At 60.3% G+C, this 22,009-nt stretch carries 24 protein-coding genes and 1 pseudogene; 12 read left to right on the top strand and 13 right to left on the bottom strand.

The features are described 5' to 3' along the window. Positions 1 to 230: 230 nt before the first annotated feature. A complete protein-coding gene (locus AWB80_RS37005; protein WP_061179593.1) occupies positions 231 to 581 on the top strand; it encodes a response regulator in 351 nt (116 codons plus the stop codon). 68 nt (positions 582 to 649) lie between these two features. Here the strand turns inward: AWB80_RS37005 and AWB80_RS45645 are convergent, their stop codons facing one another. The 5 genes from AWB80_RS45645 to AWB80_RS37020 form a co-directional block, all read right to left on the bottom strand. Next, on the bottom strand, positions 650 to 1,144 hold the full coding sequence (locus tag AWB80_RS45645) for an IS3 family transposase (RefSeq protein WP_061179594.1): 495 nt from the start codon (positions 1,142 to 1,144) through the stop codon (positions 650 to 652). Next, positions 1,071 to 1,532, bottom strand: a complete 462-nt coding sequence (locus AWB80_RS45650; protein WP_087131894.1) for a Gfo/Idh/MocA family oxidoreductase — start codon at positions 1,530 to 1,532, stop codon at positions 1,071 to 1,073. The genes AWB80_RS45645 and AWB80_RS45650 overlap by 74 nt, the downstream gene beginning before the upstream one ends. Before the next feature lie 370 nt (positions 1,533 to 1,902). Then, positions 1,903 to 2,070 carry a hypothetical protein gene (locus AWB80_RS44515; RefSeq protein WP_167390497.1) on the bottom strand — a complete coding sequence of 56 codons (168 nt, stop codon included), beginning with the start codon at positions 2,068 to 2,070 and terminating at the stop codon, positions 1,903 to 1,905. Between the two features lie 277 nt (positions 2,071 to 2,347). Then, positions 2,348 to 2,854, bottom strand: coding sequence for a DUF421 domain-containing protein (locus tag AWB80_RS37015; protein ID WP_061179596.1), 507 nt, complete (start codon positions 2,852 to 2,854; stop codon positions 2,348 to 2,350). 120 nt (positions 2,855 to 2,974) lie between these two features. Continuing rightward, positions 2,975 to 3,565: a ParB-like protein gene (locus AWB80_RS37020; protein ID WP_061179616.1), complete on the bottom strand. Its 591-nt coding sequence runs from the start codon at positions 3,563 to 3,565 to the stop codon at positions 2,975 to 2,977. A gap of 359 nt (positions 3,566 to 3,924) precedes the next feature. On the opposite strand from AWB80_RS37020, the pseudogene AWB80_RS37025 reads away from it, so the two are divergent. The 4 genes and pseudogenes from AWB80_RS37025 to AWB80_RS43645 all read left to right on the top strand — a co-directional run. Then, positions 3,925 to 4,233 (top strand): annotated as a pseudogene (locus AWB80_RS37025) (thiamine pyrophosphate-binding protein); the annotation flags it as partial. Between the two features lie 883 nt (positions 4,234 to 5,116). Then, positions 5,117 to 5,983, top strand: a complete 867-nt coding sequence (locus AWB80_RS37030; RefSeq protein WP_061179597.1) for a glucose 1-dehydrogenase — start codon at positions 5,117 to 5,119, stop codon at positions 5,981 to 5,983. Between the two features lie 364 nt (positions 5,984 to 6,347). Then, positions 6,348 to 6,629: a hypothetical protein gene (locus tag AWB80_RS37035; RefSeq protein WP_087131896.1), complete on the top strand. Its 282-nt coding sequence runs from the start codon at positions 6,348 to 6,350 to the stop codon at positions 6,627 to 6,629. Between the two features lie 677 nt (positions 6,630 to 7,306). Next, entirely contained in the window at positions 7,307 to 7,729 is a 423-nt protein-coding gene (locus tag AWB80_RS43645) for a surface-adhesin E family protein (protein ID WP_143328210.1), read from the top strand. 244 nt (positions 7,730 to 7,973) lie between these two features. On the opposite strand, the gene AWB80_RS37040 is transcribed toward AWB80_RS43645, so the two are convergent. Continuing rightward, positions 7,974 to 8,255, bottom strand: coding sequence for a hypothetical protein (locus tag AWB80_RS37040; RefSeq protein WP_061179617.1), 282 nt, complete (start codon positions 8,253 to 8,255; stop codon positions 7,974 to 7,976). Next, a complete protein-coding gene (locus AWB80_RS37045) occupies positions 8,242 to 8,601 on the bottom strand; it encodes a hypothetical protein (RefSeq protein WP_061179598.1) in 360 nt (119 codons plus the stop codon). Before AWB80_RS37045 ends, AWB80_RS37040 begins: the two co-directional genes overlap by 14 nt. A 360-nt stretch (positions 8,602 to 8,961) precedes the next feature. Between AWB80_RS37045 and AWB80_RS37050 the strand changes: the two genes are divergently transcribed. The 3 genes from AWB80_RS37050 (at position 8,962) to AWB80_RS37065 (ending at position 10,293) form a co-directional block, all read left to right on the top strand. Continuing rightward, on the top strand, positions 8,962 to 9,336 hold the full coding sequence (locus AWB80_RS37050) for a phage holin family protein (RefSeq protein WP_061179599.1): 375 nt from the start codon (positions 8,962 to 8,964) through the stop codon (positions 9,334 to 9,336). Further along, positions 9,333 to 9,635: a hypothetical protein gene (locus tag AWB80_RS37055; RefSeq protein WP_061179600.1), complete on the top strand. Its 303-nt coding sequence runs from the start codon at positions 9,333 to 9,335 to the stop codon at positions 9,633 to 9,635. Before AWB80_RS37050 ends, AWB80_RS37055 begins: the two co-directional genes overlap by 4 nt. A gap of 352 nt (positions 9,636 to 9,987) precedes the next feature. Continuing rightward, complete coding sequence (locus AWB80_RS37065; protein ID WP_244206934.1) at positions 9,988 to 10,293, top strand: CsbD family protein; 306 nt, start codon at positions 9,988 to 9,990, stop codon at positions 10,291 to 10,293. 187 nt (positions 10,294 to 10,480) lie between these two features. On the opposite strand, the gene AWB80_RS37070 is transcribed toward AWB80_RS37065, so the two are convergent. Then, positions 10,481 to 12,799 (bottom strand): FdhF/YdeP family oxidoreductase, encoded by a 2,319-nt coding sequence (locus AWB80_RS37070; protein ID WP_061179601.1) that lies wholly within the window; start codon positions 12,797 to 12,799, stop codon positions 10,481 to 10,483. Positions 12,800 to 13,254: 455 nt separating this feature from the next. Then, the gene (locus tag AWB80_RS37075; protein ID WP_061179602.1) at positions 13,255 to 14,466 is read right to left on the bottom strand and encodes a DUF2252 family protein; all 1,212 of its coding nucleotides are present in this window, start codon (positions 14,464 to 14,466) and stop codon (positions 13,255 to 13,257) included. A 326-nt stretch (positions 14,467 to 14,792) separates the two neighbouring features. Between AWB80_RS37075 and AWB80_RS37080 the strand changes: the two genes are divergently transcribed. Beyond that, positions 14,793 to 15,920 (top strand): L-dopachrome tautomerase-related protein, encoded by a 1,128-nt coding sequence (locus AWB80_RS37080; RefSeq protein WP_208635742.1) that lies wholly within the window; start codon positions 14,793 to 14,795, stop codon positions 15,918 to 15,920. Positions 15,921 to 15,939: 19 nt separating this feature from the next. Here the strand turns inward: AWB80_RS37080 and AWB80_RS37085 are convergent, their stop codons facing one another. Both AWB80_RS37085 and AWB80_RS45135 read right to left on the bottom strand, forming a co-directional pair. Next, on the bottom strand, positions 15,940 to 16,158 hold the full coding sequence (locus AWB80_RS37085) for a hypothetical protein (protein WP_061179603.1): 219 nt from the start codon (positions 16,156 to 16,158) through the stop codon (positions 15,940 to 15,942). Positions 16,159 to 16,268: 110 nt separating this feature from the next. Continuing rightward, the gene (locus AWB80_RS45135) at positions 16,269 to 16,466 is read right to left on the bottom strand and encodes a response regulator (protein WP_244206938.1); all 198 of its coding nucleotides are present in this window, start codon (positions 16,464 to 16,466) and stop codon (positions 16,269 to 16,271) included. A 271-nt stretch (positions 16,467 to 16,737) separates the two neighbouring features. On the opposite strand from AWB80_RS45135, the gene AWB80_RS44520 reads away from it, so the two are divergent. From AWB80_RS44520 to ligD, 3 genes are all read left to right on the top strand, one after another. Then, a complete protein-coding gene (locus AWB80_RS44520; protein WP_167390496.1) occupies positions 16,738 to 16,908 on the top strand; it encodes a hypothetical protein in 171 nt (56 codons plus the stop codon). A 495-nt stretch (positions 16,909 to 17,403) separates the two neighbouring features. Then, positions 17,404 to 18,717, top strand: coding sequence for a Gfo/Idh/MocA family protein (locus AWB80_RS37100; RefSeq protein ID WP_087131899.1), 1,314 nt, complete (start codon positions 17,404 to 17,406; stop codon positions 18,715 to 18,717). A 93-nt stretch (positions 18,718 to 18,810) separates the two neighbouring features. Then, complete coding sequence (gene ligD / locus AWB80_RS37105; RefSeq protein WP_061179605.1) at positions 18,811 to 21,330, top strand: DNA ligase D; 2,520 nt, start codon at positions 18,811 to 18,813, stop codon at positions 21,328 to 21,330. A 37-nt stretch (positions 21,331 to 21,367) separates the two neighbouring features. Here the strand turns inward: ligD and AWB80_RS37110 are convergent, their stop codons facing one another. Continuing rightward, positions 21,368 to 21,577 (bottom strand): dodecin, encoded by a 210-nt coding sequence (locus AWB80_RS37110; RefSeq protein WP_061179606.1) that lies wholly within the window; start codon positions 21,575 to 21,577, stop codon positions 21,368 to 21,370. Positions 21,578 to 21,698: 121 nt separating this feature from the next. Beyond that, positions 21,699 to 21,920, bottom strand: coding sequence for a hypothetical protein (locus tag AWB80_RS37115; protein WP_087131900.1), 222 nt, complete (start codon positions 21,918 to 21,920; stop codon positions 21,699 to 21,701). Positions 21,921 to 22,009: the final 89 nt, after the last annotated feature.

Raw genomic sequence — 22,009 nt, forward strand, 5'->3', positions numbered from 1 at the left:
TTTCCGCATAAACAGCGCGGCTGCGCGACATGCCCCCCGGGTGTTTGGTACCGACGTCTATGTCTCGCGATACGGGAATGGGCGAGCCCAGCTTTCAATCGGCAGCATAAAGCCAGCGGACCGCTACGAGCTTGGCGCCCATTTTCTGCCGGCCGATCAAGTTTGCCGTACAGTCTTCCTAAACTCGACTTCAACAACTCCGCTTTTGATGCTTTTTTTATTGGCACACGATGACCACTGTTCTTTTTGTCGATGATCATCAAGATGCGGCCGACTCACTTTCCGCAATCGCTACAGCGCTCGGGCATCACTCCGCGGTCGCCTATGACGGCGCAAGCGCCGTCAGGCTCGCCGCAGAAACCGCCTTTGATCTCATCTTTCTCGACGTCTCGCTTCCAGATGAAGATGGCAGAGACACTTGCGAGCGCATTCGTGTCGGTGCATCGCAAAATGCCACGGTCATCGCACTAACGGGTTACGCTGAGATTAGAGGCACCCAAGAAATGCAGAAGTTCGATGACTGTTTCATTAAGCCGTTGGATATTGATGAACTGGAATCCCTCTTGAACGGCCGCGGCTAAGAGCCTCGGCGCGTCCTGCGCAACCCTTCCTCACATCTTGTCCCGAACCCGACACCGACTGTCATTCGTCAGGTTTGAGTTGCAGTCGCCTCCGCCAACGATGGTTTCGCGTCATTGCATTTACCTCCTGACAGCAATGCGCTCCCTGACGCGAACGCACCGACAATGTCGTCTCGCCCGGACTCGATCCGACGGCTAAACACGTCGAGCACCACCGCGAGACAGAGGAACCTTTCGGCGGTCGGCACGTCGGCAGTTGAACTGTCGTTGCACAAGGTCCCGCACGGGCCGAGCGTCAAGCTGCCGCCGCGTGGGCGAGCTCCAGCGCCGTCGGCGGATGCCACGCAGGCCGGCCAGACGCATCGGCGGGCGACGCGTTTGCGTCCAACGTGCATGTCTTGCTCGATGAATTCGACATAACTGCGAGGCATCCCATACGTCTCGCGGGAGCCAGCGTGAATCGCCCGGATGCGCGCAAGTACATCGGCATCACTGCAGGCATGTATCGACGGGGCCACGGCGAAGCGTTCGTCTTCCGACGTGCTCCACGCCCACGCGGACATTTTCGACGGGTCTTCTCCCGTCACGAAGCGCGCGAAGTGCAGACAGTGTGCCGATGGTCCGGCAGAGATCCGCCGCGTGCGAGACTGTTGTCGTGCCGCCATTGAGGTGTTGCGTCCTGCACCTGACCGTTGTTCGCCGTGATGATCTTGAGCGCGCCGGACTCGCCCGGCCGGACAATCCGCGCGGCGTCGGATTGTGCGGCGCACATCCGACGCGATGCGCGACCATTGGCGAAACGTTGGCATCGGCGCAGGCGCGGATCATCTCCTCCGCCTCGGCTGGCGAGATGCCGAGAGGCTTCTCGCAGAGCACGTGCTTGCCGCTTCGCGCGACGGGACAAACCCAATCGCGGTGCAGACCGTCCGGAGTCGCAATGGGGACCGGCATGGCTCACATCTCACACCCGCCTTTCGCGAGTGTCGAGATTTTTACCGACGCCAAAACCGACCGGGCCGAAAACGGGATGCTGAACAGGCCATGGCAACCATAGGAATGCCAAAGGCCGAACTCGTTGTATGCTCCATGATCGCCACCAATGGCCGATGATCCTACCGCGCGAGAGAATTTCAGGGCTGGGGTGGGATTGGGTCCGATCACGGCACACAGCGACAGCGCTCGACGGGCCCGCGCCCGCGTTAAGCGACGACTGCGTCGCTCGCCAGCATGTAAGGGTAGCGCCATCGCTTGCTGCATGGCGCTTGCGGAGGGGGTAGTGAGACCGCGTATCCTGATGCGCCAAGCTTTGACAGTAAGAAGTTCAGCCGCCGCCTATGCCTTGAGTTACTTTGCCCGTGCCGCCGCAGGCCTTGCAATCAGTGCCTTCGAGCGTGCCCGAGCCGTTGCATTCTGGGCACACATCTTCGCCCGTGCCGGGCGCGCCGGGGACGGCGTCATCGCCCGGATTGAGAGGGGGTTCCTGAGCCATCGATGTCTCCTTGTCGTTGCAATATCTGTCGCCTTAGCAAGTAATGTTCCTCATAGTATCGCGTGCGCGCGGGCGCTGCTGGTATGCATGGAGGTTCGATAATCGTGGGGGCCGCCCTGCGCATTTCCTTGAGATGCTTCCGCCTACAGCCAAATTCTCGATCTTTTAGCGCGCACCCGAGCCGTGTGTCTCTCGCGCCATCAAACGCAGAGAGCGGACGATTAGGATAGCATACGAAAGCGACTTCACGGCATCTGGACGAGCTGAAATTTTTAGCTCACCGTTTGCGCGCGCCGTTCCTCTTACGAATTAGACTCACCTGTCCATTACGTTCAAGTATGGCCGATTGCACCTCGTCGAGGTCGAACGAATGAAGCTCCTGCCGCGCGGTCTCGAACACATCAGTCCTGGTGATAAGGGCGGCGGACATCTGCTCTTCGTTAAACCGACCGCTTGTGAAAACTTCTCTTTCAACGCCGACAACCAGTGATTCCAGCCGCGACGAGCGAACGCAAGCCCACGCGAGCGTTCGATGCAGGAGCACCATCACGAGCGATGCGACCAGCGTGGGAACCGCCGGGGAAGCGCCGACAATCACGCGGCTCATTGTTGCGCCTAGAAGAATGGTGACTACGTAGTCAAAAGGCGAACGCTGTCCGAAGGATCGTCGGCCCGAGATCCGAATGAAGACCAGAGCCGCTAGACAGACGATCACTGTTCGCGCAGACATCTGCAAGGCGTCGAGGTCTTTTCCTTCGCCAAAAATCGCTATCAGGATGTTCATCTGTTCCTCCCGTCGACGAGATGCCGGTCAGCTCACACGTGGCGATCGCCGCAGATGCTACCCCACGTTGTCGCTAGGCACCCATGCATCCGACCGAAGGACACGCCCGTCTCTGGACAATCAGTCCGGTCCCAGGTACCCCGGAAGTCCAAGCGCGGTTTCGCTTTTAGCAAGCTTCAACGCCTTCTTGACGAGGGCATCGAACTCGTCATCGGTTTTGGGCAGCGGCAAATGACGTCTAAATAAATCAGCCCAGCGAAACTCCTCGAGCGGGACAGAGGTTTTCAGATAGCCGCCTGCATCGCGCACGAATGCTGCAAGGCTCCGGAATTCGTCGTCTTCCAGGTCCCACACGTGTTCTCGCATTTCAACGAATGCGATGCGTCGGCCATGAGAATCGTACGGATATGTCCAGCGGTTGTTTTCCATCGCCAACCAGAATTCAGTCCTGGACAACGACGACAGGTCGCTTACTAGGACAAAAGGAACGGTCTTTATCTTCGCGCGCCACAATGCGGTCGCGACATGATGATGGTCAATGGCGAATGGAGCGCCGTGTGGACCGAGCACGACCGGAACGGGCTTTTCCGCAATCGCCATTTGAAGATCGTGCCCAGTCAAAGACCGATAGGCTTTTGTCTTGTCGCGGATTTCCCGCATGCCGTGAGTGAGCTGGGTCGGGCGCAACTGATCTATTCTCAACGTCTTCATCGCAATCCCCAAATCTCCGACACTGTCGGCAAGCCGCCCTTCCCGCTTCGACATAAAGCCCCACCCGATTCAAGTTCGTGACAATGGAAAGCACATGCTATACCCGTTGACAACGCGTACGACTCGAGCGTCCATTGCGACGCGTCGCGAGGTTGAAGAAGTTCGATGACTGTGTGCTCGATGCAATGATTATCCATGAACCCGATGCAGAATCCGAGGCTGCCGCACGATTGCAAGCTGTCGCCGCGGATGGGTAGCCGCTAATTAATCTGCCCGTCCGGCGATGAGCATTGCGATCCCGCGTTTGAATCCAATCTTGCGCGTTGGTTTTCCCCCATCAGTCCTGGGGAGCTTCTATCATGGCGCCGACTGTCGGCGATTTGCTCATTGACCGCCTGCATGCGTGGGGCGTCAGAACGCATTTTCGGCTACCCCGGCGACGGCATCAACGGCATGGTCGGGGCGCTCAACCGTGAGAAGGGTAGGATCGATTCATACAGGCACGGCACAAGGAAATGGCGGCCTTCATGGCGTCGGCGCATGACAAGTTCACGGGCGAGTTGGGTGTGTGCATCGCAACATCGGGGGCGAGGGCGACTCACCTCATCACTGGTCTCTACGAGGCACGACTCGATCACATGCTCCCGCTCGTCATCGCGAGCCAGCAGATCTGAGCGAGGTCACCTGGGAGCAGCGCGTGATCGAAGCCGATCCGAAGTTCGAGGCGTCGTAGGATATTACTTGCGTGGCCGTATCGCAAGTTCGCGGACATGATCAGTCTGAAAGCGTTCTAGGTTGACGACGCTGAACGCATGACAGCGGCTGGGATCACGCGTTCGCGTCAGACCAGCCGGTCGTAATCGAGGTGAGCCGACCCGAACGTGCCGCCGCTGCCCTCGCACATCACGCGGCAACAGGCCAAAGCGTTCGCGACCTCGCTCATCAAAAGGTGATCCGCAACAAAGCAGCGTGATCGTCGATACCGCCAGCCAGATGCTAGGCTGTGCTTCCCGGACACTAGGACTAGTCACGTACCATGCAGGTGACTTCGCAACTGGCGTCGCCCTTCGTTGTTGTTCGCGCCGCACCGCCAAAACGATGATGGCATGGAGGCGTCTTATCAGCCGTTTCCTCTTGTGACAAAGCCGGATTTATCCGGAACGAAGACGGCCGTCGGAATGATTGGGACAACACTCGCCACCGCGTTTTTTAAACGAAGCCAGACACATGCCCATGCAAAGCGATTTGAGCCCGGCGTGCAACACATGGAAGCTTCTGAGGCGGGAACAGGTGATCGACCTGCGTTGCCGGGAACGCTGAATGCTCGGTGGCGATCAAACGCCTGCACGAACGGCCGCCCGTCGAGTCAATGCCCGAACTCCCATCAACGCGCTCGTCCAATAAGACCGCGCACAGCCATTGTTGAGAAAGGGCCTGACGCGCGTACCGAGTATCTCGCACGACTTGCTTTCGACAAACATCGGACGGCTGGGTCAGGGTCGTGCTGACGACCGCCGCATGGAGCGCAAACCCGCAACAAGGAGCAAAACCATGACCGCATCTGAATATCCCCGTCCGCCCATGCCGCCCCAACAGCAGGAGCGTCGCCCCGGGCTCACCGCGCCGATGGACCCACTGCCCGATCACGGCGAATCAAGCTATCAGGGCAGCAGCCGGCTCGCGGGCAAGGTTGCGCTGATCACCGGTGCGGACAGCGGCATCGGCCGGGCGGTCGCGATCGCATTCGCGCGCGAGGGGGCGGACGTCGCCATCGCGTTCCTCGATGAGCACGAGGACGCCCGTGACACAGCGCGCTGGGTCGAGCAGGCCGGGCAGCGTGCGCTGCTGCTGCCCGGCGACATTACCGATCGCGAGCATTGCAAAGCGCTCGTCGCCAAGACCGCCGAGGCTTTCGGGCGCATCGACGTGCTGGTGAACAACGCCGCCTATCAGGCCACCTACGACAAGCTCGAAGATATCAGCGACGACGAATGGGACAAAACCTATTCGACCAACATCGGTGCGATGTTCCGCATCACTAGGGCGGCGCTTGCGCACATGAAGTCGGGCAGCGCGATCATCAACACCACCTCTATCAACGCCGACGCGCCGAATCCTGGTCTGATCGCCTATGCGAGTACCAAGGGCGCGATTCAGAATTTCACTGGCGGACTGGCGCAACTGCTGGCCGAGCGCGGTATCCGTGCGAACTGCGTGGCGCCGGGGCCGATATGGACGCCGCTCATTCCATCGACGATGCCGCCTTCGAGCGTCGAGAACTTTGGCAAGCAAACGCCGATGAAACGTCCCGGTCAACCGGCCGAACTGGCTGCCGCGTACGTGATGCTGGCAACTGACGAGGCGAGCTACATCTCGGGCGCGACCATCGCCGTCACGGGCGGCAAGCCGTTTATCTGAGGTACGTCGGCTCTGGTTCGTTTAATGATCCCTCCGCGCACACGATGAAAGTCGCGCCGCACGTACGCCCCGAAGGCACGGCGGTTGCTGAATTTGTGGCATTCCTCGGCGCCTCGGCGCGCAGCGATCATGTTAGCCCGATCTGTAGCGCACTTCTGTCCACAGAGTCTGGCCGAATTAAGGGCCCATCGCCGTTGGCCAGTTTGAGGGCTTCGCGGAAGTGCGCTCAAACCCGCTAGTTCCAAGAGACACACATAGTTGACTCGACTGTGTTGACTAATCTTTCGCGGCATAGTTATTGCTGAATCTCCAGCGGCGTCCACTGCACCTGGGCCGGCGGTTCGCCAAACGACAGAGGGAAGCCATGAAACTAACCAGTAAAGCGATGCTCGTTTCTATTTTGGTATTCGGCATGTCTGGCGGAGTGTTCGCACAAGGCGGAGGGGGAGCGGGAAATGGCAGTGCCGGTGGCGGAAGTGCTGGTCAAGGCGGCACCGGTATGGGCACTCCCAACACTACTGGCGGTACCGGTTCGACATCTAGCGCGAAAGGCGAGAACACGTTGAACAAGTCTTCTTCGGGAATGGCGAAGAGCAAGGGACAAGAAAAGGGAGCGTCTGATTCGGCTGCATCCGCGGCGCACTGAGCGAAGACTCAAGTTTTGCAGGGCAGCGCGGGTTCTTGGGTGAACCCTTCCAGAACGCCTTGTATGCCGCTCGACCCGTCACGACTCGGCTTTGGACCATTTCCGTTGCGGACCGTTGTGAAGCGCCGGCGGATGGCCAGCGACCCTTCGCTGGATCCATCCGGAGCTTTCGGCCTGCCCGATTGCTGGAAGGCCGCAGTGCGTCTCGATGGCTCATTGCCCACCGCGGCGCGCAGGTCGAACTCCACGAGCGTGGCGGAATCCTGCATCGAGTTGAAGCTCTTGCGCAGTCACACCGCGCCGCGACCCATCTCCATAGCCTCAACAAGCTGAAAAGCGGTCGGCGTCCGCTCGGGAGCAACCGGTTCAGGACAGCAATACCTACGACAGCGGAAATTCCGTGTCCCGTGGATAGCCGGGCACAAGTCCCTACCCTTGCCAACCTCCCTGACCACAAATCCTCTCGCGGGCTACGGCGCGACTTGCTGCGCTCGCCCTCAATAAGAGAAACGGCCAAGTCAAAACCTCCCGGGCTATGAACGCCGCAAGCGTCCCTACGGATGTAGTCTTTTCAGCACGCGTTGGGCGCTGCAAAGCCTTACGGGAATGACCGGACTCGTTCAGGATGAAGCTGTGTTATGAGTGCTTGATCGACTTTGAAGTCCACCGAGATTAGTGTGCGAAAACCTCTCCATGCCTTGGCAGCCGTGCTTGCAGCACCAGCATTCCTTCTAGCGGCAGCGGAAGCCGTTTGGGTTCGTGTCGCCGCTAGTCCCGAATCGCAGACATTTGTCGATGCAGGATCGATAGAGCGGGACGCCAAAGGGCGAATCAGCGTTTGGACTAGAACGGTCTACGCCGCTCCGCAGAGGGCGCTTGGAATCCCCTACGTCGTGGACATGACGCAATTCGTTCTCGACTGCAGCAACGTGCGATACCGACTTTCTGGAGGCAAGATTTTCGACGCCGAGGGAAAAGTCCTTCAGCAGTTCGATGCGCCCTATGACGATCTGCAGCCAATTCCGCCGTCAACTAAGATCGACGCCGTGGCAAAAGCTGTCTGTACGGCGAATGGCGGTGCGAGGCGAACCAAAAATTGACGACGAATCCGATGGACAAATGAGCCTTCAAGGCAAAAAAAGCCCGCTGCAAGAACGGGCAATCCTGCTTTGGCGTGGATCGAGCGCGCCGTCTACGCGCCCGCATCCAGTATCGGTGTTTTTATGAGATCGTCAAGCGGAGATGGACTTTTGAACTTCGAACAAGACGCGCAAGCCGCCCGCATCCCTTTCCTCGCAGAAGATATGTTCGGTGGTAGCGTCTGGATCGAGCCGCCATGCCGGATCAGCTACCGTTGGCAGGCCGGATATGGTTCTCCCCCGGCAGCTCCGCCGCATGCGCGCGGATCAGCGCGATCCAGTTCGGCCGGCGTGATTTTGTGGCGGTTTCACGCGTGATGCTCGGCTTGCGCAGATCGATATCGACGAGGCCTACACTGCGGCTGTCGCCGCTCGCTTCGAGGCGCACAGGGGGTTGCGGCTGATCCTGTTCGCCGTATTCGGCCGGCAGGTGCATCGCGCCGAGCGCGCCACTTATCTTGGTCTTAGGAGGATCAGTCGGTGTCATCGCCATTCCAAAAAGAAGGACGCCGACCGGCGTTCGACCGACGATTGTAACGAGACCAGTACGGCGGCCAATCTGACGGCGCGTTTCTCTGCATGATGGACTGCCGATCGAATACTTCGCCTACGCCGACCGTGCGCTGCGCGTGGATATGGGTGCTCGGCGCGACGATCGTGCTGGAAGCGGCCGACGTTGCGCACCCGGCGCGTCGAAATGAATCGAGCGGGTTCTTCAACTGCACAATCAACAGCTGGCCACCCTCGGGTTGCGCGACCTGACAGCCGCGACGCAGAGGCTTCAGCGCTTCATGCGAAGTGCGCGGCCCTTGCAGAACAGTTCGCGCGGCCATCCGGATTCGGCGGCCATCGCCTTGGTGAGCGAGATGGGACAGGCTCTTGCGCGTTGCCGCTTTGCGGGTCAAGGGCGCGTAAGAACCGGAGTCGCCGGCGACATCCGCATGGCACCGGCTGGGTGGGCTCCTCTGATAGGCGAGATGTCCACAAGGGTGCTCCGTTAGGTCGATTTCGCACGGCGCGGCGTAGCGCAAGACGCCACGCCTTGCAACCCCCCGTACTCAAGTCGTCGTAGATTCAACCGGGAGGTCCCCGCCGCCCTTCATCATCGGCGCGGTCTGCCGCCCGGCACGCTCGCTGCTATGAGGTGATGGCTGAGTACCTGTCTTGACTGAAACCGCGGTGGAGGGGCAAGAATGACAATCCAGAAAAAAATCGCCAACTGGCGCAGGATCGGCCATTTCTGCGCGGGACGTCTCGTCGATTACGGTGAGCTGATTCCCATCGAACTCGCCGAAACCAAGAAGCGCGTGCTCCATGAAGTGGTCGCGCTCGTCGCGCTCGCGATCGGCGCGCTGTTCACGCTCTCGTTCGTGTCGATCGCGGTGATCGTGTCGACGGTCGGTACGCCACATCTCGTGTTGACCGCATGGTGCGTCGCGGGCGCATGGCTCGCTGTAGCGGTGATCGCTTTCATCGTCATGATGTCGCGCAAGCCGGCTGAGCCGTTTCAATTGCTGCGCGAAACGTTGCGACGCGACGCCGACGCCATCAGGGAGGCGACACAATGAAGCACGCTGAAGCTCAGGAGGCCGTGCTGGCGCGCATGGCAGAATCACGCGCGGAGTTGATCGCCGCACACGTCGCGAACGCACCCGTGCGGCTCACGCGCGTACCGCGCGGATCACCGGCCGCCACGCGTGCCACGCCGTGGCTTTTGCGTACGCCTAACGCGGAACTGATCGCAATCGCGCTGGTTGGTATTGCCATACTCGGACTGCGCCGCACGATTCAGACGGCGATCGGCGCGGGATTGAGCGCGTCGACCCACAGGGCGGTGGGCGATCTGCTCAACGCGCTGCGCGAATAACGATTCTGTCGATGAACCCGCGCCCAGCACCGCAGGCGCCGCTTCTTCGGCTTGCGCGGCAGCGTGAGCGCGGCTGAGAGCAGTGTCGACGCCTGTTGTTTCACTTCCGCAGTGGCGCGGCCAGCGTCGAATCGCCATGTGGCTCAACTCACGTTCGGGGAAGCTGCATTAGGGCGCAACTTGACGGAATACTCAGCGCGGCCCATCGAGATGCGTTCGCTTTGGAAGACTCACGAACCGGTCGCCTGCTTCCCGACGGGAACACAACTTGCAAGACATTGACGGGATGTTGGGCCAGCAAATCTACGCAGCGAAACGTCCCGCATCTCTCAACTGTAACCAGGGAGCGACAATGGACTCAGATACAGTACAAGGCAAGGTCACGGAAACTGCCGGCAAACTGCAGAACGCTGCGGGTGATTTGTTGGACGAGACCGGCGCACAGACGGCTGGCAAGGCGCGCGAACTGGGCGACAAGGCACAACAGCTGTACGCGGATACCACCGAGATTCTGCGCAACAAGACGTTGGACAGTCCATTCACCGCGCTTGCAGTTTCCGCAGGATTGGGATTCTTGCTGGGCGCGATATGGGCAACCGCGAATTCAACGCGCCCACGGTCTTACCCAAAGCGGTATCGAGGGGATGATCAATACTGACACGAAGCTACCCGAACGCGGAGACAGTCGACGCGTAGTGATCGTCGCTTTGGTCTACTGTCAGCGCGTATCGCCCAAATTTCTTCGTTCACGCAGCGGCCATCGCAATTGCCTGATCCGTCGCAATACGGGACACCAGGCAGAAGCGATTTCCGCTTCGTTCGCTCCCTCGTGCGCGTAACATCGCTCAGGGTTCGCGCGGCGTGCCATTCACCTCGACGATATGAACCGGAATGGACTTCGCGCCGGGCACCTTGCTTTCCTTCGCGCAGTGCCAAAGCGGCAGCAACGGATTGCACTCGGGATAATAGCCGGCGATGCATCCTTCCGGTATGTCATACGGATGAATCTGCAGGCCGCCGACGCGCCGCTCGAAACCATCATCGGCAATGGTGCGCAGCGTGATGCGGTCGCCCTTCGCGAGACCGTGGCGTGCCATGTCGGCGTCGGACATGAAGATCACCATGCGACCGCCCTTAACCCCGCGAAAACGGTCGTCGTGGCTATAGATCGTCGTGTTGAACTGACTGTCGCTGCGCAGTGTCATGAGGCGCAGCGCATCCGGCTCCCGCACGGGCATGTCCGGATCTTCGCCCAGCGTTTCCGGTACGGCGAATTCCGCCTTGCCGCTCTTCGTCTGCCACTTGCGCTCGCGCGCGGGGAGATCGCGGGGGAAGCCGCCGGGCGTCCACATCCTTTCGTTGAAGTTGTGGAAGGTCTCGGGATAGGTCTTCGCGATTTCCTCGCGTACGAGCGCATAGTCATTGCGCCAGCGATCCCAGTCGACGGTCGATCGATCGCCAAGCGTGTGCTTCGCCAGTTCCGCGACGATATACGGCTCCGAACGCGCATCGGGCGAAGCCGGTTCGGCCATGCCGCGCGAGCCGTGAATGCAGCCGGTGCTGTCTTCCATCGACACCGCCTGCGCGCCGCTCGCTTGCGTATCGATCTCGATGCGGCTCAGGCACGGCAGAATGTACGACTTCTCGCCGTGCACGAGATGACTGCGATTGAGCTTCGTCGCGACATTGACTGTGAGCTTGAGGCCGCGCCACGCCGGCTCGATGCGCATGCGGTCCGGCACAGAGCGCACGAGATTGCCGCCGAGATTGATGACCGCGCTGACCTTGCCATCGAGCATCGCCTCGAACGTCTCGACGATGTTCATGCCTTTGTCACGCGGCGGCTCGAAGCTGAACTGGCTCGCGAGCTTGTCGAGCGGCGCGAGCTCCGGCTTCTCCGTGATGCCGACCGTGCGCTGCCCCTGCACGTTCGAATGCCCGCGCACCGGCGACGGTCCCGCGCCCGGCTTGCCAATATTGCCGCGTAGAAATAGCAGATTGCACAGCATGCGCACGTTCTGCACGCCCTGCCTGTGCTGCGTGATGCCCATGCCGTAGTGCGCCATCACCGCGTTCGCGCGCATGTATTCGCGAGCGGCGGCTTCGAGATCGGCGCGCGGCAATCCCGATACGCGCTCGATATCGTCCCACGATGCCGCGCGTGCGTAATCCGCAAAAGCATCGAACCCCACGGTATGCGTTTCGATGAAGTCGACATCGAGCACGCGCGGCTCGCCCTGTTCCTTCGCGCGATCATCGGCTTGAATGACGAGCTTGCAGATGCCGAGCAACGCGGCCGTATCGCCGCCCGTCTTCACTTGATGATATTGCGTGCTGATGAGCGTATGCGCGGGCGTCATCATCTCGAGCGGCGATTGCGGATTGGAGAACTTCAGCAAGCCCGGCTCGCGCAACGGATTGAAGGTGATGATCGGCACGCCGCGCTTTCTCGCGTCCTGCAACTGATGCAGCATGCGCGGGCTATTGGTCCCGACGTTCTGTCCGAAGAAGAACATGAGGTCGGTCTTCTCGAAGTCGTCGAGCCTGACGGTGCCGACGCCCGCGCCGATCGCTTCCTTCAGTCCGACGCTCGTGCTCTCATGGCACATGTTCGAACTGTCGGGCAGATTGTTGGTGCCGTACATGCGCGCGAAAAGCTGGTACATGTAAGAGGTTTCCAGCGATGCTCTGCCCGATGCGTAGAGCGCGACGCGCTTCGGATCGAGCGCGCGCAATTCTCGGGCAATGTCTTCGAAGGCCTCTTGCCACGTGACGCTCACGTACTTGTCCGTGGCTACGTCGTAGCGCAGTGGCGCTGTGAGACGTCCCGCTTCTTCGAGGTCGTGATCATGCCACGCGCATAACTCCGTCACCGTATGAAGCTCGAAGAATTGCGGCGTCATGCGCTTCGCGGTCAGATCCCACGCTGTCGCCTTCGCGCCGCTCTCGCAGAACTCGAAGGTGTGCGGATCGGCGGGCTTCGCCCACGAGCAGCTCACGCACGCGAAGCCTTCGGGCTTGTTCTGCTTGAGAAGGAGGGTGCTGACCTTCAGCGGCACTTTCTCGTGAATGAGCGCGCCCGCGACGGCCGTGAGGGAACCCCATCCGCCTGACGAATAGGGATATGCAGGGTTGTCTGATTTGGCCACGTCGTTGCCTGGCATGTTATGGATGTCGTCGATATGTTCGCTACACGTACGAGCAATCTGCGTACCCTTTCAGTCGGTTTTCGCGGGCGCGGCCGGGCGTCGCCAAAGATCGCTTGAGCAGCGTACACATCCGGCGCCTATCCAGCGTTAGGAGAAGCGCGGTGCTCAGAACCCCGAGATCGACTATGCAACAAAGCGAACTGAGTCCGGCGCATGGCATTCACCACCGATCAACCTCGATTCCACCGGAGAGGCGCATCAACGTCCCTTGCGGAGGAACAGTTCAGCGCGCCCGCTTACCGGCTTAAGAAAGAAGCAGGCAGCCCCGACGGTTGCTGCCGCGATTGCTGGATCCCCGCGCCGACGGAACGAATCGCGCGCCCGATGCGCAATCGGACACCAAGCCAGGCACGTCGCCGGGCCCGCCGAGCGAGCGCGACCGCAACGAGTCGCCGGATTGTATCGTCCAGTCAAGTTCCGGTCGCGTAACGCCGACAATGCTCGAGGTACCCCGCCTCATGGCTGCTCACCAATTGGACGATGCTGTTCCAAAGCCATAGCGGCGCGTCGATGGTCTTCGATCGATTGCGACCGAGTTCCGTTTGCCACACTCGCTTCGTCGCGTCGTCCATCTGCCGCGCATGAGCCTTACCCACGACAGCCGCGAGATAGTGCGCGACGTGCATCGCGTCATCCTTGCCGAGTTGCTCAATCTCGAGCTTCATGTCCTGCGGCAACAACTCGCGGATCACCACGCCACGATCGAGCAGGCGTGCTGCGCGCATCCGCTCACCGAGATACGGCGACAAGTTTCGGGCACCTTCGAGGACACGCAACGCGTTGTCGCGCGGCATCGCCACGTCGTCATAACGGGGCGCTGCGGCCTTCACCCCTTCTTTGATGTCCATCAGACACAGGTCGTCGCCTTTCACGACGCCGCCATCGACATCGAGCAGGACCGCATAGCGCAGACGGCCAAGCGAACTGCAACCCTTCACCCAATACGCCGCGTCCAGCACAACGACGTCGCCCGAGTTTCTGCGGCCCTTCAGGCTGGTCGGCAGACTCGCAATGGCATTGTCGGCGAAAAGCGCTTCGATCGCCTTTCGCTCTTCTCTGCCAAGGGGCCAGAACCGCTTTCCCAAGGGAATCGCCGGGTGCAGATCGTCGATGCGCTCACGCGCGAGGTGCTGCCACGATCGGCGCACGGCTTCCTTCATCGTTACGTGAACTGGCTCGGGACGTCTGATGTCGATGACCTCATCTACAAACGCGGATTCATATCCGGCAGCCAACGCCTCGATCATTCGCACGACGTTCAGGCCGGACAATGACGACCCGCGCGCAGCCGTCGCGAGCGATAAGCCCAGGCGGACGACGTCGTGCACGGGATTGCCGATCACCGTCTGATCAAGATCGCGAATCTGGATCTCCACTTTGCCTTTCGCATTGGCTATCGGACCGAGATTGCCGGTGTGGCAGTCGCCGCAAATCCAGATCGCCGGGCCGTGAGGCAGCGAATCTCCGTTCGCCTCGATGACCCACTCATAGAATCGTTCTGTATTGCCCCGGACATACGCGTGCGGCGAGCGCGCCATCTTGCAACGGCGTAGTTCGGTCAGAAGCGCCTGTCGGTCATCGGGCGCGGGCATCCGCTTATTCGCTTTGCTGTTCGTGCTCATATCGTTTGCCGTGGGTGGTCGCCAAGCAGAGCAGGAGCTGTGCCGTTGTCTTCCAAACGGCTTACGCGACCGGCAAAGGCTCGATGACCCGAGGAAATTCATGCACGCGTCCGTCAACGCGTCGCAATGAGCGACTGCACGCACATGCGCACCGCATCGAACCGCCCGATGCGTCGAGGGCGTCTTCCTGTGATCGTCAATCTGGCTTGAGTCGCTGAAACGGTCCGTTTCGAAAAGGGCCGACGGATATTGACGCGAGCATCACCTGCGCCCCTGCCACGGCATCGCGATTGCTGAAATGCCGCATCCTCGCCTCGGAGCCGATCATGCGACCGCTCGTCAGAACCCTTCTCGCCCTTTGCCTCGCCGCCCTCCCGCCGATGGGCGGCGCACAGGAATCCGCCAACAGACACGATCGGCAAAGCGGCGATGCCCGGCTGCAGCTCATTGCGACGTTCGAGCATCAAGTGACCGGCGTCACTGTGACGCCCGATGGCCGCACCTTCGTCAACTTCCCGCGCTGGACGGAAGACGCGCCGATATCCGTCGCCGAGCTCGGCAGCACTGGCGACCTGCGTCCCTATCCCGATGTCGAGTGGAATAGCTGGCGCAATTCGCGCCGCGATGAAGTCACACCGCAGGATCATTGGGTCTGTGTGCAATCCGTCGTCGCAGATAAACGCGGCAATCTCTGGGTCATCGATCCGGGTGCGCCGGCTCAGTCGCTGGTCGTGCCGGGCGCGCCGAAGCTCGTGCAGATCGACCTTGCGTCGAACCGCGTCGCGCATGTCTATTCCTTTGACGAAACGATCGCACCGCAAGGCAGTTATCTCAACGATGTGCGCATCAGTCCCGACGGCCGCTTCGTCTATGTCACCGACTCTGGCGTGCGCGGCGCGATCGTCGTGGTCGATACGACGTCCGGCTCAGCGCGCCGCGTGCTTGACGGCGATTCGAGCACGCAGGCCGACAAGAGCGTGACCGTCAAAGTCGACGGCAAGCCGCTGCAGCAGACCGATGGACGGCGCGTAAGTTTCTCGGCAGACGGGCTCGCGCTGACGCCCGATGGGCGCTATCTGTACTGGCAGGCGGTGAAGGGCAAGACACTCTACCGCATCGCGACAGACGCGCTTCAAAACACGCAGTTGACCGCGCGGCAGGTCTCGACGCGCGTCGAACCTGTCGGCATCGATGGTCCCGCAGACGGTCTCTGGTTCGACGAACGCGGGCGGCTTTATGTGTCCTCGGTCGAACATCACGCGATCCGCGTGCGCGACGGCGAGCGCTTCACCACCCTCTTGCGCGATAAGCGCCTGGTCTGGCCCGACACGTTCTCGGAAGGCGCGGATGGCACGATCTACGTCACCGACTCCCGGATTCCCGACATGAGCTGGTTCGACCCGCAAAGCCCCATCGCGTTACCGACGCGGCTCTATGCGATCAGGGCACGTTAGCGGTCGTCGTCTTTGTCGGTTAGCTGACGAAGACGATCTCCTGGACAAATGAACTGATGCAAGTGAAATGAGCGATCCGCCCGATCCGCAAGTGAAGAAGCACTTGCTCGAGTCCGTGGACTTTCCTGCCGTCCTTCTGCTCACCGACGACTGTCGTGCGGCTCGCCTCAGGTCCATTGCGCTTCAGGTCGATGATGCGGCGGATGGCGCCCTGCTTATTGGTGAAGTATTGGTTCATGAAGGCGCGCGTGCGTTGTCGTGCGGCGATCGTAGCGCGGCGTGCCTTAAGCGAATGTTATGCAGGATACGTTGACGCGCGATCCACGCAACGCTGCACGAGCCGACGCCTCAACAGCTCCGCATGACTCCCGCGAGTTCGGCTGCGGTAACGGGCTTGCGCAGATAACCATCGAATTGACGCGATGATTCCATGTCGAATCCACGTGTACCGTTCACGGCGACGATGCATGCTTCGGTCGATGCACCCGCGCAGCGAATGTATTCACAAAGCTTGCGTCCATCGATATCGGGCAGGCCGATATCCATGAAAACGGCGTCTTAGCGCGTCTGGCCTCCCGTGCGTGGCGCCTCGCCGCCGGTACGTGCAACGTCCGCATGACAGCCGAGCGATGCGGCCAGTTCAGCGAAGGCCGCCGCACGTCTTTTTCGGATGCCTCGTTTCACCATGACGTGTGCCCCCGGAATGCCTGCGCCCGACAACGCCGCTTCCGCACCGCAACACATCGGCGACGTGGCATAACCGTTGTTCAGAAATACGACGCAATCCCCGTCCGATGCAGAAGAGCAGACATCCAAAATGAACCCTCCGATCCCGTCGAGCGCGCGGACGACCGTCGGAAAACGCTCGGTGAGGCGATGTAGAAGAGAACGCGGCGGCACCATCGAGCAGCGTGAGCACGGCAACATCGACGTGAGCCTTGTGCCGAAGGGCAAGGAACATCCCGACGACGGCCCGTACGCACCTTAACACGGTCACGTCGATCCGGATCACGCACCCGCGAGCCGCAGCGGCAGACCAGGCCAGTCCGACAACGATGCCTAGCCTTACGCCGGGAACGTCACGCATCGCGGGAAACACTTACGGGCAACGGAGCACAAGATGAACCCCGATCAGAAGGAAGGTATCAAGGAACAGGTTTAAGGTTGGACAGACTCGGCTATCAAAACCGTCACCGGAAACGAAGACCGCAAGGTGAAGGGTGATGTCGAGATGACTAATGGCGCGAATCGCAAGGATCACGGCGATCAAGCAGACCATCGGAAAAAGCGTCGAGGACCCCGGAGAGCCGACCAATCGGTAACTTTCGCCGGGCCTCGACGACGCGGAAGAGCTCGCTTCCAACTCGCCTCGCCAGCAGTCGACAAGCCGACGGCACAGTCAATGCTGAGGCTGTCGCAACACCGCGACGGCCGATTTTCACCGGACGGCGCTGCCGCATCACGCCTATCCCTGGAGCTTCTGATGCCTGTCCACAACGATCCTACGCTTGAATCCGAATCGACTTCCACGCCGCCAGAAACCGGGCGGCGCTCGTTCTTGTTACGCGGAAGCGCGGGCATCGCGGTCGCGCTCACCGCCGCTTCGGCCGGCAGCGCGTGGGCTGCCGGTCCGACGGGCTCCGACGCCAATCAAGTCAGGCTCCCTCTGATTCAGGATCCGAACACTGAGCAGAAGGAAGAGACGCCGGACGCCAACTTGCCGCCCGACGATCGCATCGGTTATGCGATCGTCGGACTCGGTCGACTGTCGCTCAACCAGATTCTGCCAGCGCTCGCGCAGTGCAAGTACTCGAAGGTCTCCGCGCTGGTTTCGGCCGATCGCACGAAGGCGCTGCGCGTCGCGCGCCAGTACGGCGTGCCGGAGGCTGACATCCACGACTATCAGAGCTTCGAGCGTCTCGCTGACAACCCGCGCGTGCAGGTTGTTTACATCGTCTTACCCAACGGCATGCACAAGGAATTTACGTTGCGCGCCGCGAAGATCGGCAAGCACGTGCTCTGCGAAAAACCCATGGCGAACAGCGTCGCCGACTGCCAGACCATGATCGACGTGATGAAGCGCGCGAACCGCAAACTCATGATCGCATATCGCAGCCAATACGAGCCGATGGATCGCATGGTCGCCAAGATGGTGAAGGACAGGCAACTTGGGCCGCTGCGCGAGTTCATTGCAGGCAATTCACAGAACGTGAGCGATCCGTCTCAGTGGCGTTTGAAGAAAGCGCTGGCGGGCGGCGGCGCATTGCCCGATATCGGGCTTTACTGCCTGAATGCCGCGCGCTTTCTATCCGGGGAGGAGCCGCAGGAAGTCATCGCGACGGTGTATCGACCGGAGTCCGATCAGCGCTTCGTCGAAGTGGAGGCATCCGTGCACTTCATCGTGAGATTTCCAAGCGGACTGACGGCGACGTGTATGTCAAGCTATGCGAGTCACGAGTCGCGTTTCTTCAGGCTTCAGGGCGCGCAGGGCTGGGTGGAGATGGACCCGGCGTTCGGCTACAACGGATTGCGCATGCGGCACGGTACATTGCTGGACGGCAAGAGCGCGACCACCGAAGTGCAGATCGATCCGCAGAATCAGTTCGCGCGCGAGATCGATCACATGTCCGTGTGCGTGAAAGATGACATCGTGCCGCACACACCGGGCGAAGAAGGCTTGCAGGATCAGCGCATCATCGAGGCGATCTACGAATCTGCTCGCACCGGCCGCGCAATCAAGCTCGCTGCACCCGCCGCCCCGACACGCGGCCCTGATCCGCAGATGGAAGAGTTCTGAGAAGTTCTGCAGTTCACCCGAACGTCCGCTGCGTACGATCGGCCACTTTTCCGGGCGTACGGAAATCAGCCCATCGAACCGAGGGAAACCGCGATGGCTTCATCCCGCAAAACTGCAGCTACTACGCCACTTGAGCGCTATCGCAAAAAGCGCGACTTCGGCGCCACGCCTGAGCCGCCTGGATCTAAGGCGAGTATGGCAAACGGAACGCCGACTCAGGGCAGCAGCTTTGTTGTGCAGAAGCATTGGGCCAGTCGCCTCCACTATGACTTCCGGCTCGAACACAAGGGCGCGCTGCTCTCGTGGGCCGTTCCCAAAGGGCCGTGCTACGACCCGGCCAAGAAGCAGATGGCGGTGCACGTTGAAGACCACCCTATCGATTACGCTAGCTTCGAGGGCACCATCCCTCCCAAACAATATGGCGCAGGCACGGTCATTGTGTGGGACCGTGGAACGTGGGAGCCGGTCGGAGATGCAGACAAGAGTATGGATGCAGGAAAACTGATTTTTCGACTGCACGGGGAAAAGCTCGCCGGCTTGTGGGAGCTGGTGCGGATATCAAAGCCGGGAGACAAGGCCGACCAGTGGATGATGTTCAAGAAGCGCGATGAGTGGGCGCGTCCGCTCGCCGAATACGACGTCATCAAGGCACTCCCCGACAGCGTCATTGCCAATCCCCTTGGACTTGTCGAAGAACGCGAGCCTCGCTCCCCTCGGAATCGGCACGTCGCGGCCCCCAAGGTTGACTTGTCAGCTGCAGTGGCGGCGTCGCTGCCTGCTAAGCTTGAACCCCAACTTGCGACGCTAGCGCCTTCGCTGCCAGCAGGCGGTGACTGGATAGTTGAATCCAAGCTAGACGGTTACCGACTGCTAGCTCGCATCGACAAGAAGCGAGTGAGACTGTTCACACGCAACGGGCACGACTGGACATCCCGATTCCCATTGCTGGTCGCTGAGCTCAAGGATCTGCCGCTCTTGAGTGCATGGTTGGATGGTGAGATTGTCGTGCTGAAAGACGGTCTCCCCAGTTTCTCAGCTCTTCAAAACGCGGTTGATGGGCAATCGAACAAGGACATCGTCTACTTCCTTTTCGACGTGATATTCCTCGACGGCAAAGACCTCCGAAAGGTGCCGCTGTGGTCAAGACGTGCGTTACTAGCGCCGATTGTTGGAAATTCAGGAGAACGGCTGCTGTACAGCCAGGACTTTGACGCTCCGGCGGCGCAGATATTCGAAGCGGCGACAGGATTGGGTTTGGAAGGGCTCATGCTTAAGCGGCGCGATGCACCGTATGAGTCGGGGCGTACGCAAACTTGGTTGAAGGCGAAAGCACGGCTGCGACAGGAGTTGGTTATTTGTGGCATGACCGCGCGCGGCGGCAATGAGGGAGAAGTGGGCAGCTTATTAGTCGGCTATTACGTTGGCAGCAAGCTTCATGATGCCGGGAGTGTCGGCACTGGTTGGGATTCGAAGACTGCACGCGGCCTCTGGAAGCAACTCACACCTCTTGAGGTCGACGCAACGCCGTTTGACACGCCACTCAAGAAGCCAGGCAGATGGTCAAAGCGAGCGGTCGGGAGCGAGAGATGGGTAAAGCCTGTGCTAGTGGCAGAGGTGGAATTCACTGAGTGGACCGCCGATGAAGTAATTCGGCAAGCGTCCTTCATAGGTTTGCGCCTCGACAAGGACGCTCGTGGCGTAGTTCGCGAAGGCGTGACGACCCGGGCCCCTGAGTCTCTTCCCCAAATGAAGATAACGCATCCCGAGCGCGTGATTGACGCGTCAGCGTTGGTGACGAAAGCCGACCTTGTTCGCTTCTACGCCAGCGTCGCTGAGAGGATGCTGCCTCACCTCAAAGACCGGCCCGTTGCCCTCGTGCGCGCGCCTGAAGGCGTAGCCGGTAATCTCTTTTTCCAGAAGCACGCCGAGCGCACAGCAATGCCCGGGCTGAAAGCGCACGACCGCGATTTGTGGCCAAACCATCCGCCGTTGCTAACGGTCGACACAGCGGACGCTCTGTTATCCGCGGCGCAGATGAACACTATCGAATTCCATACATGGAACTCGGTCGTGCGCCGGCTCGAAGCGCCAGACAGGGTCATCTTCGACCTCGACCCCGGCGAGGGCGTCAAATGGGCTCACGTTCAGGAAGCGGCTTTACTCGTCCGCTTGCTACTGTCGGAGTTGGGCTTGCAAGCGTGGTTGAAAACGAGCGGTGGCAAGGGCTTGCACATAGTCGTGCCGCTAAATCCTCGATTGGACTATGTCAAAGTAAAGGCGTTCTCGAAATCGTTCGGTGCGCATCTCGCAAAGACGATTCCCGAGCGCTTCTCGGCGGTCTCTGGTCCATCGAATCGGGTGGGAAAAATCTATGTTGACTACCTTCGCAATGGGAAGGGGCAAACGACCGCCGCCGCATTTTCAGCTCGAGCCCGGCCGGGGATGGGCGTCTCAATGCCAATTGCTTGGGAACAACTTGCTGACCTCAAGAGCGGTTCGCAGTGGACCGTACAGACCGCTCGTGAGTATTTGAGCTTCCAGGCAAGCGACCCTTGGGGCGATTACTGGACGACGACGCAATCCCTGACCTCCGCAACGAAGCGATTGCCGTAGACTGCCGGTCCGCCCGGTCATTCGTGCTCGATGAGCTTCAGTCGTCGACGCGGAACCCAACTTTCAAGGTCACTTGCCGGTGCGCAATCTTGCCGCCTTCCGTATGGCCCCTGGTTTCTGTCACCTGAAACCATTCAATGTTGCTCACTGAGCTGGACGCCTTTTGGAGCGCAACCTCGACAGCTTTATCGGAAGATTCAGGTGAAGAACCCGTGATTTCGAGAAGTTTGTAAACATGGTCAGACATACGAGCTCCCAAGACAATATGTGTCTTCAGTTGTAGATGGGTGGTGGTGAATTCGATGTGAACCTGGGCTCTCGAGCTCCGACGCGCGTCTCCGGCGATGGGGCCGAGAGCTTCCGCGGAGCTAGCTTCGCGCTTCCGTTCCCTTCAATTCATCGTGTCTGTGAGCATGCGTCGCAGCGTATTTCAGTTCAAAGTGCGCTCCTTTGCCGCTGCGTGCCGGTGGAAAGTGTTCGCCTTCTACGCAGGTCACTTCGAACGTATCTTTGCCATCGTCATGGACGACAGAATAGATACCAGATACTTTCACGCGCTCGCCTGGTTTGTATGCAGTGTCGCCAGCCATAGATAGCTCCTCGAGTAGATCGTGAGGGCTAGACAGCAACTGCCATACCTTGGCGCCGGGTCGCGTGCGTGTTCGTGCAGATTGTCGAC

This window comes from Caballeronia pedi (assembly GCF_001544915.2).
Taxonomy (GTDB): Bacteria; Pseudomonadota; Gammaproteobacteria; order Burkholderiales; family Burkholderiaceae; genus Caballeronia; species Caballeronia pedi.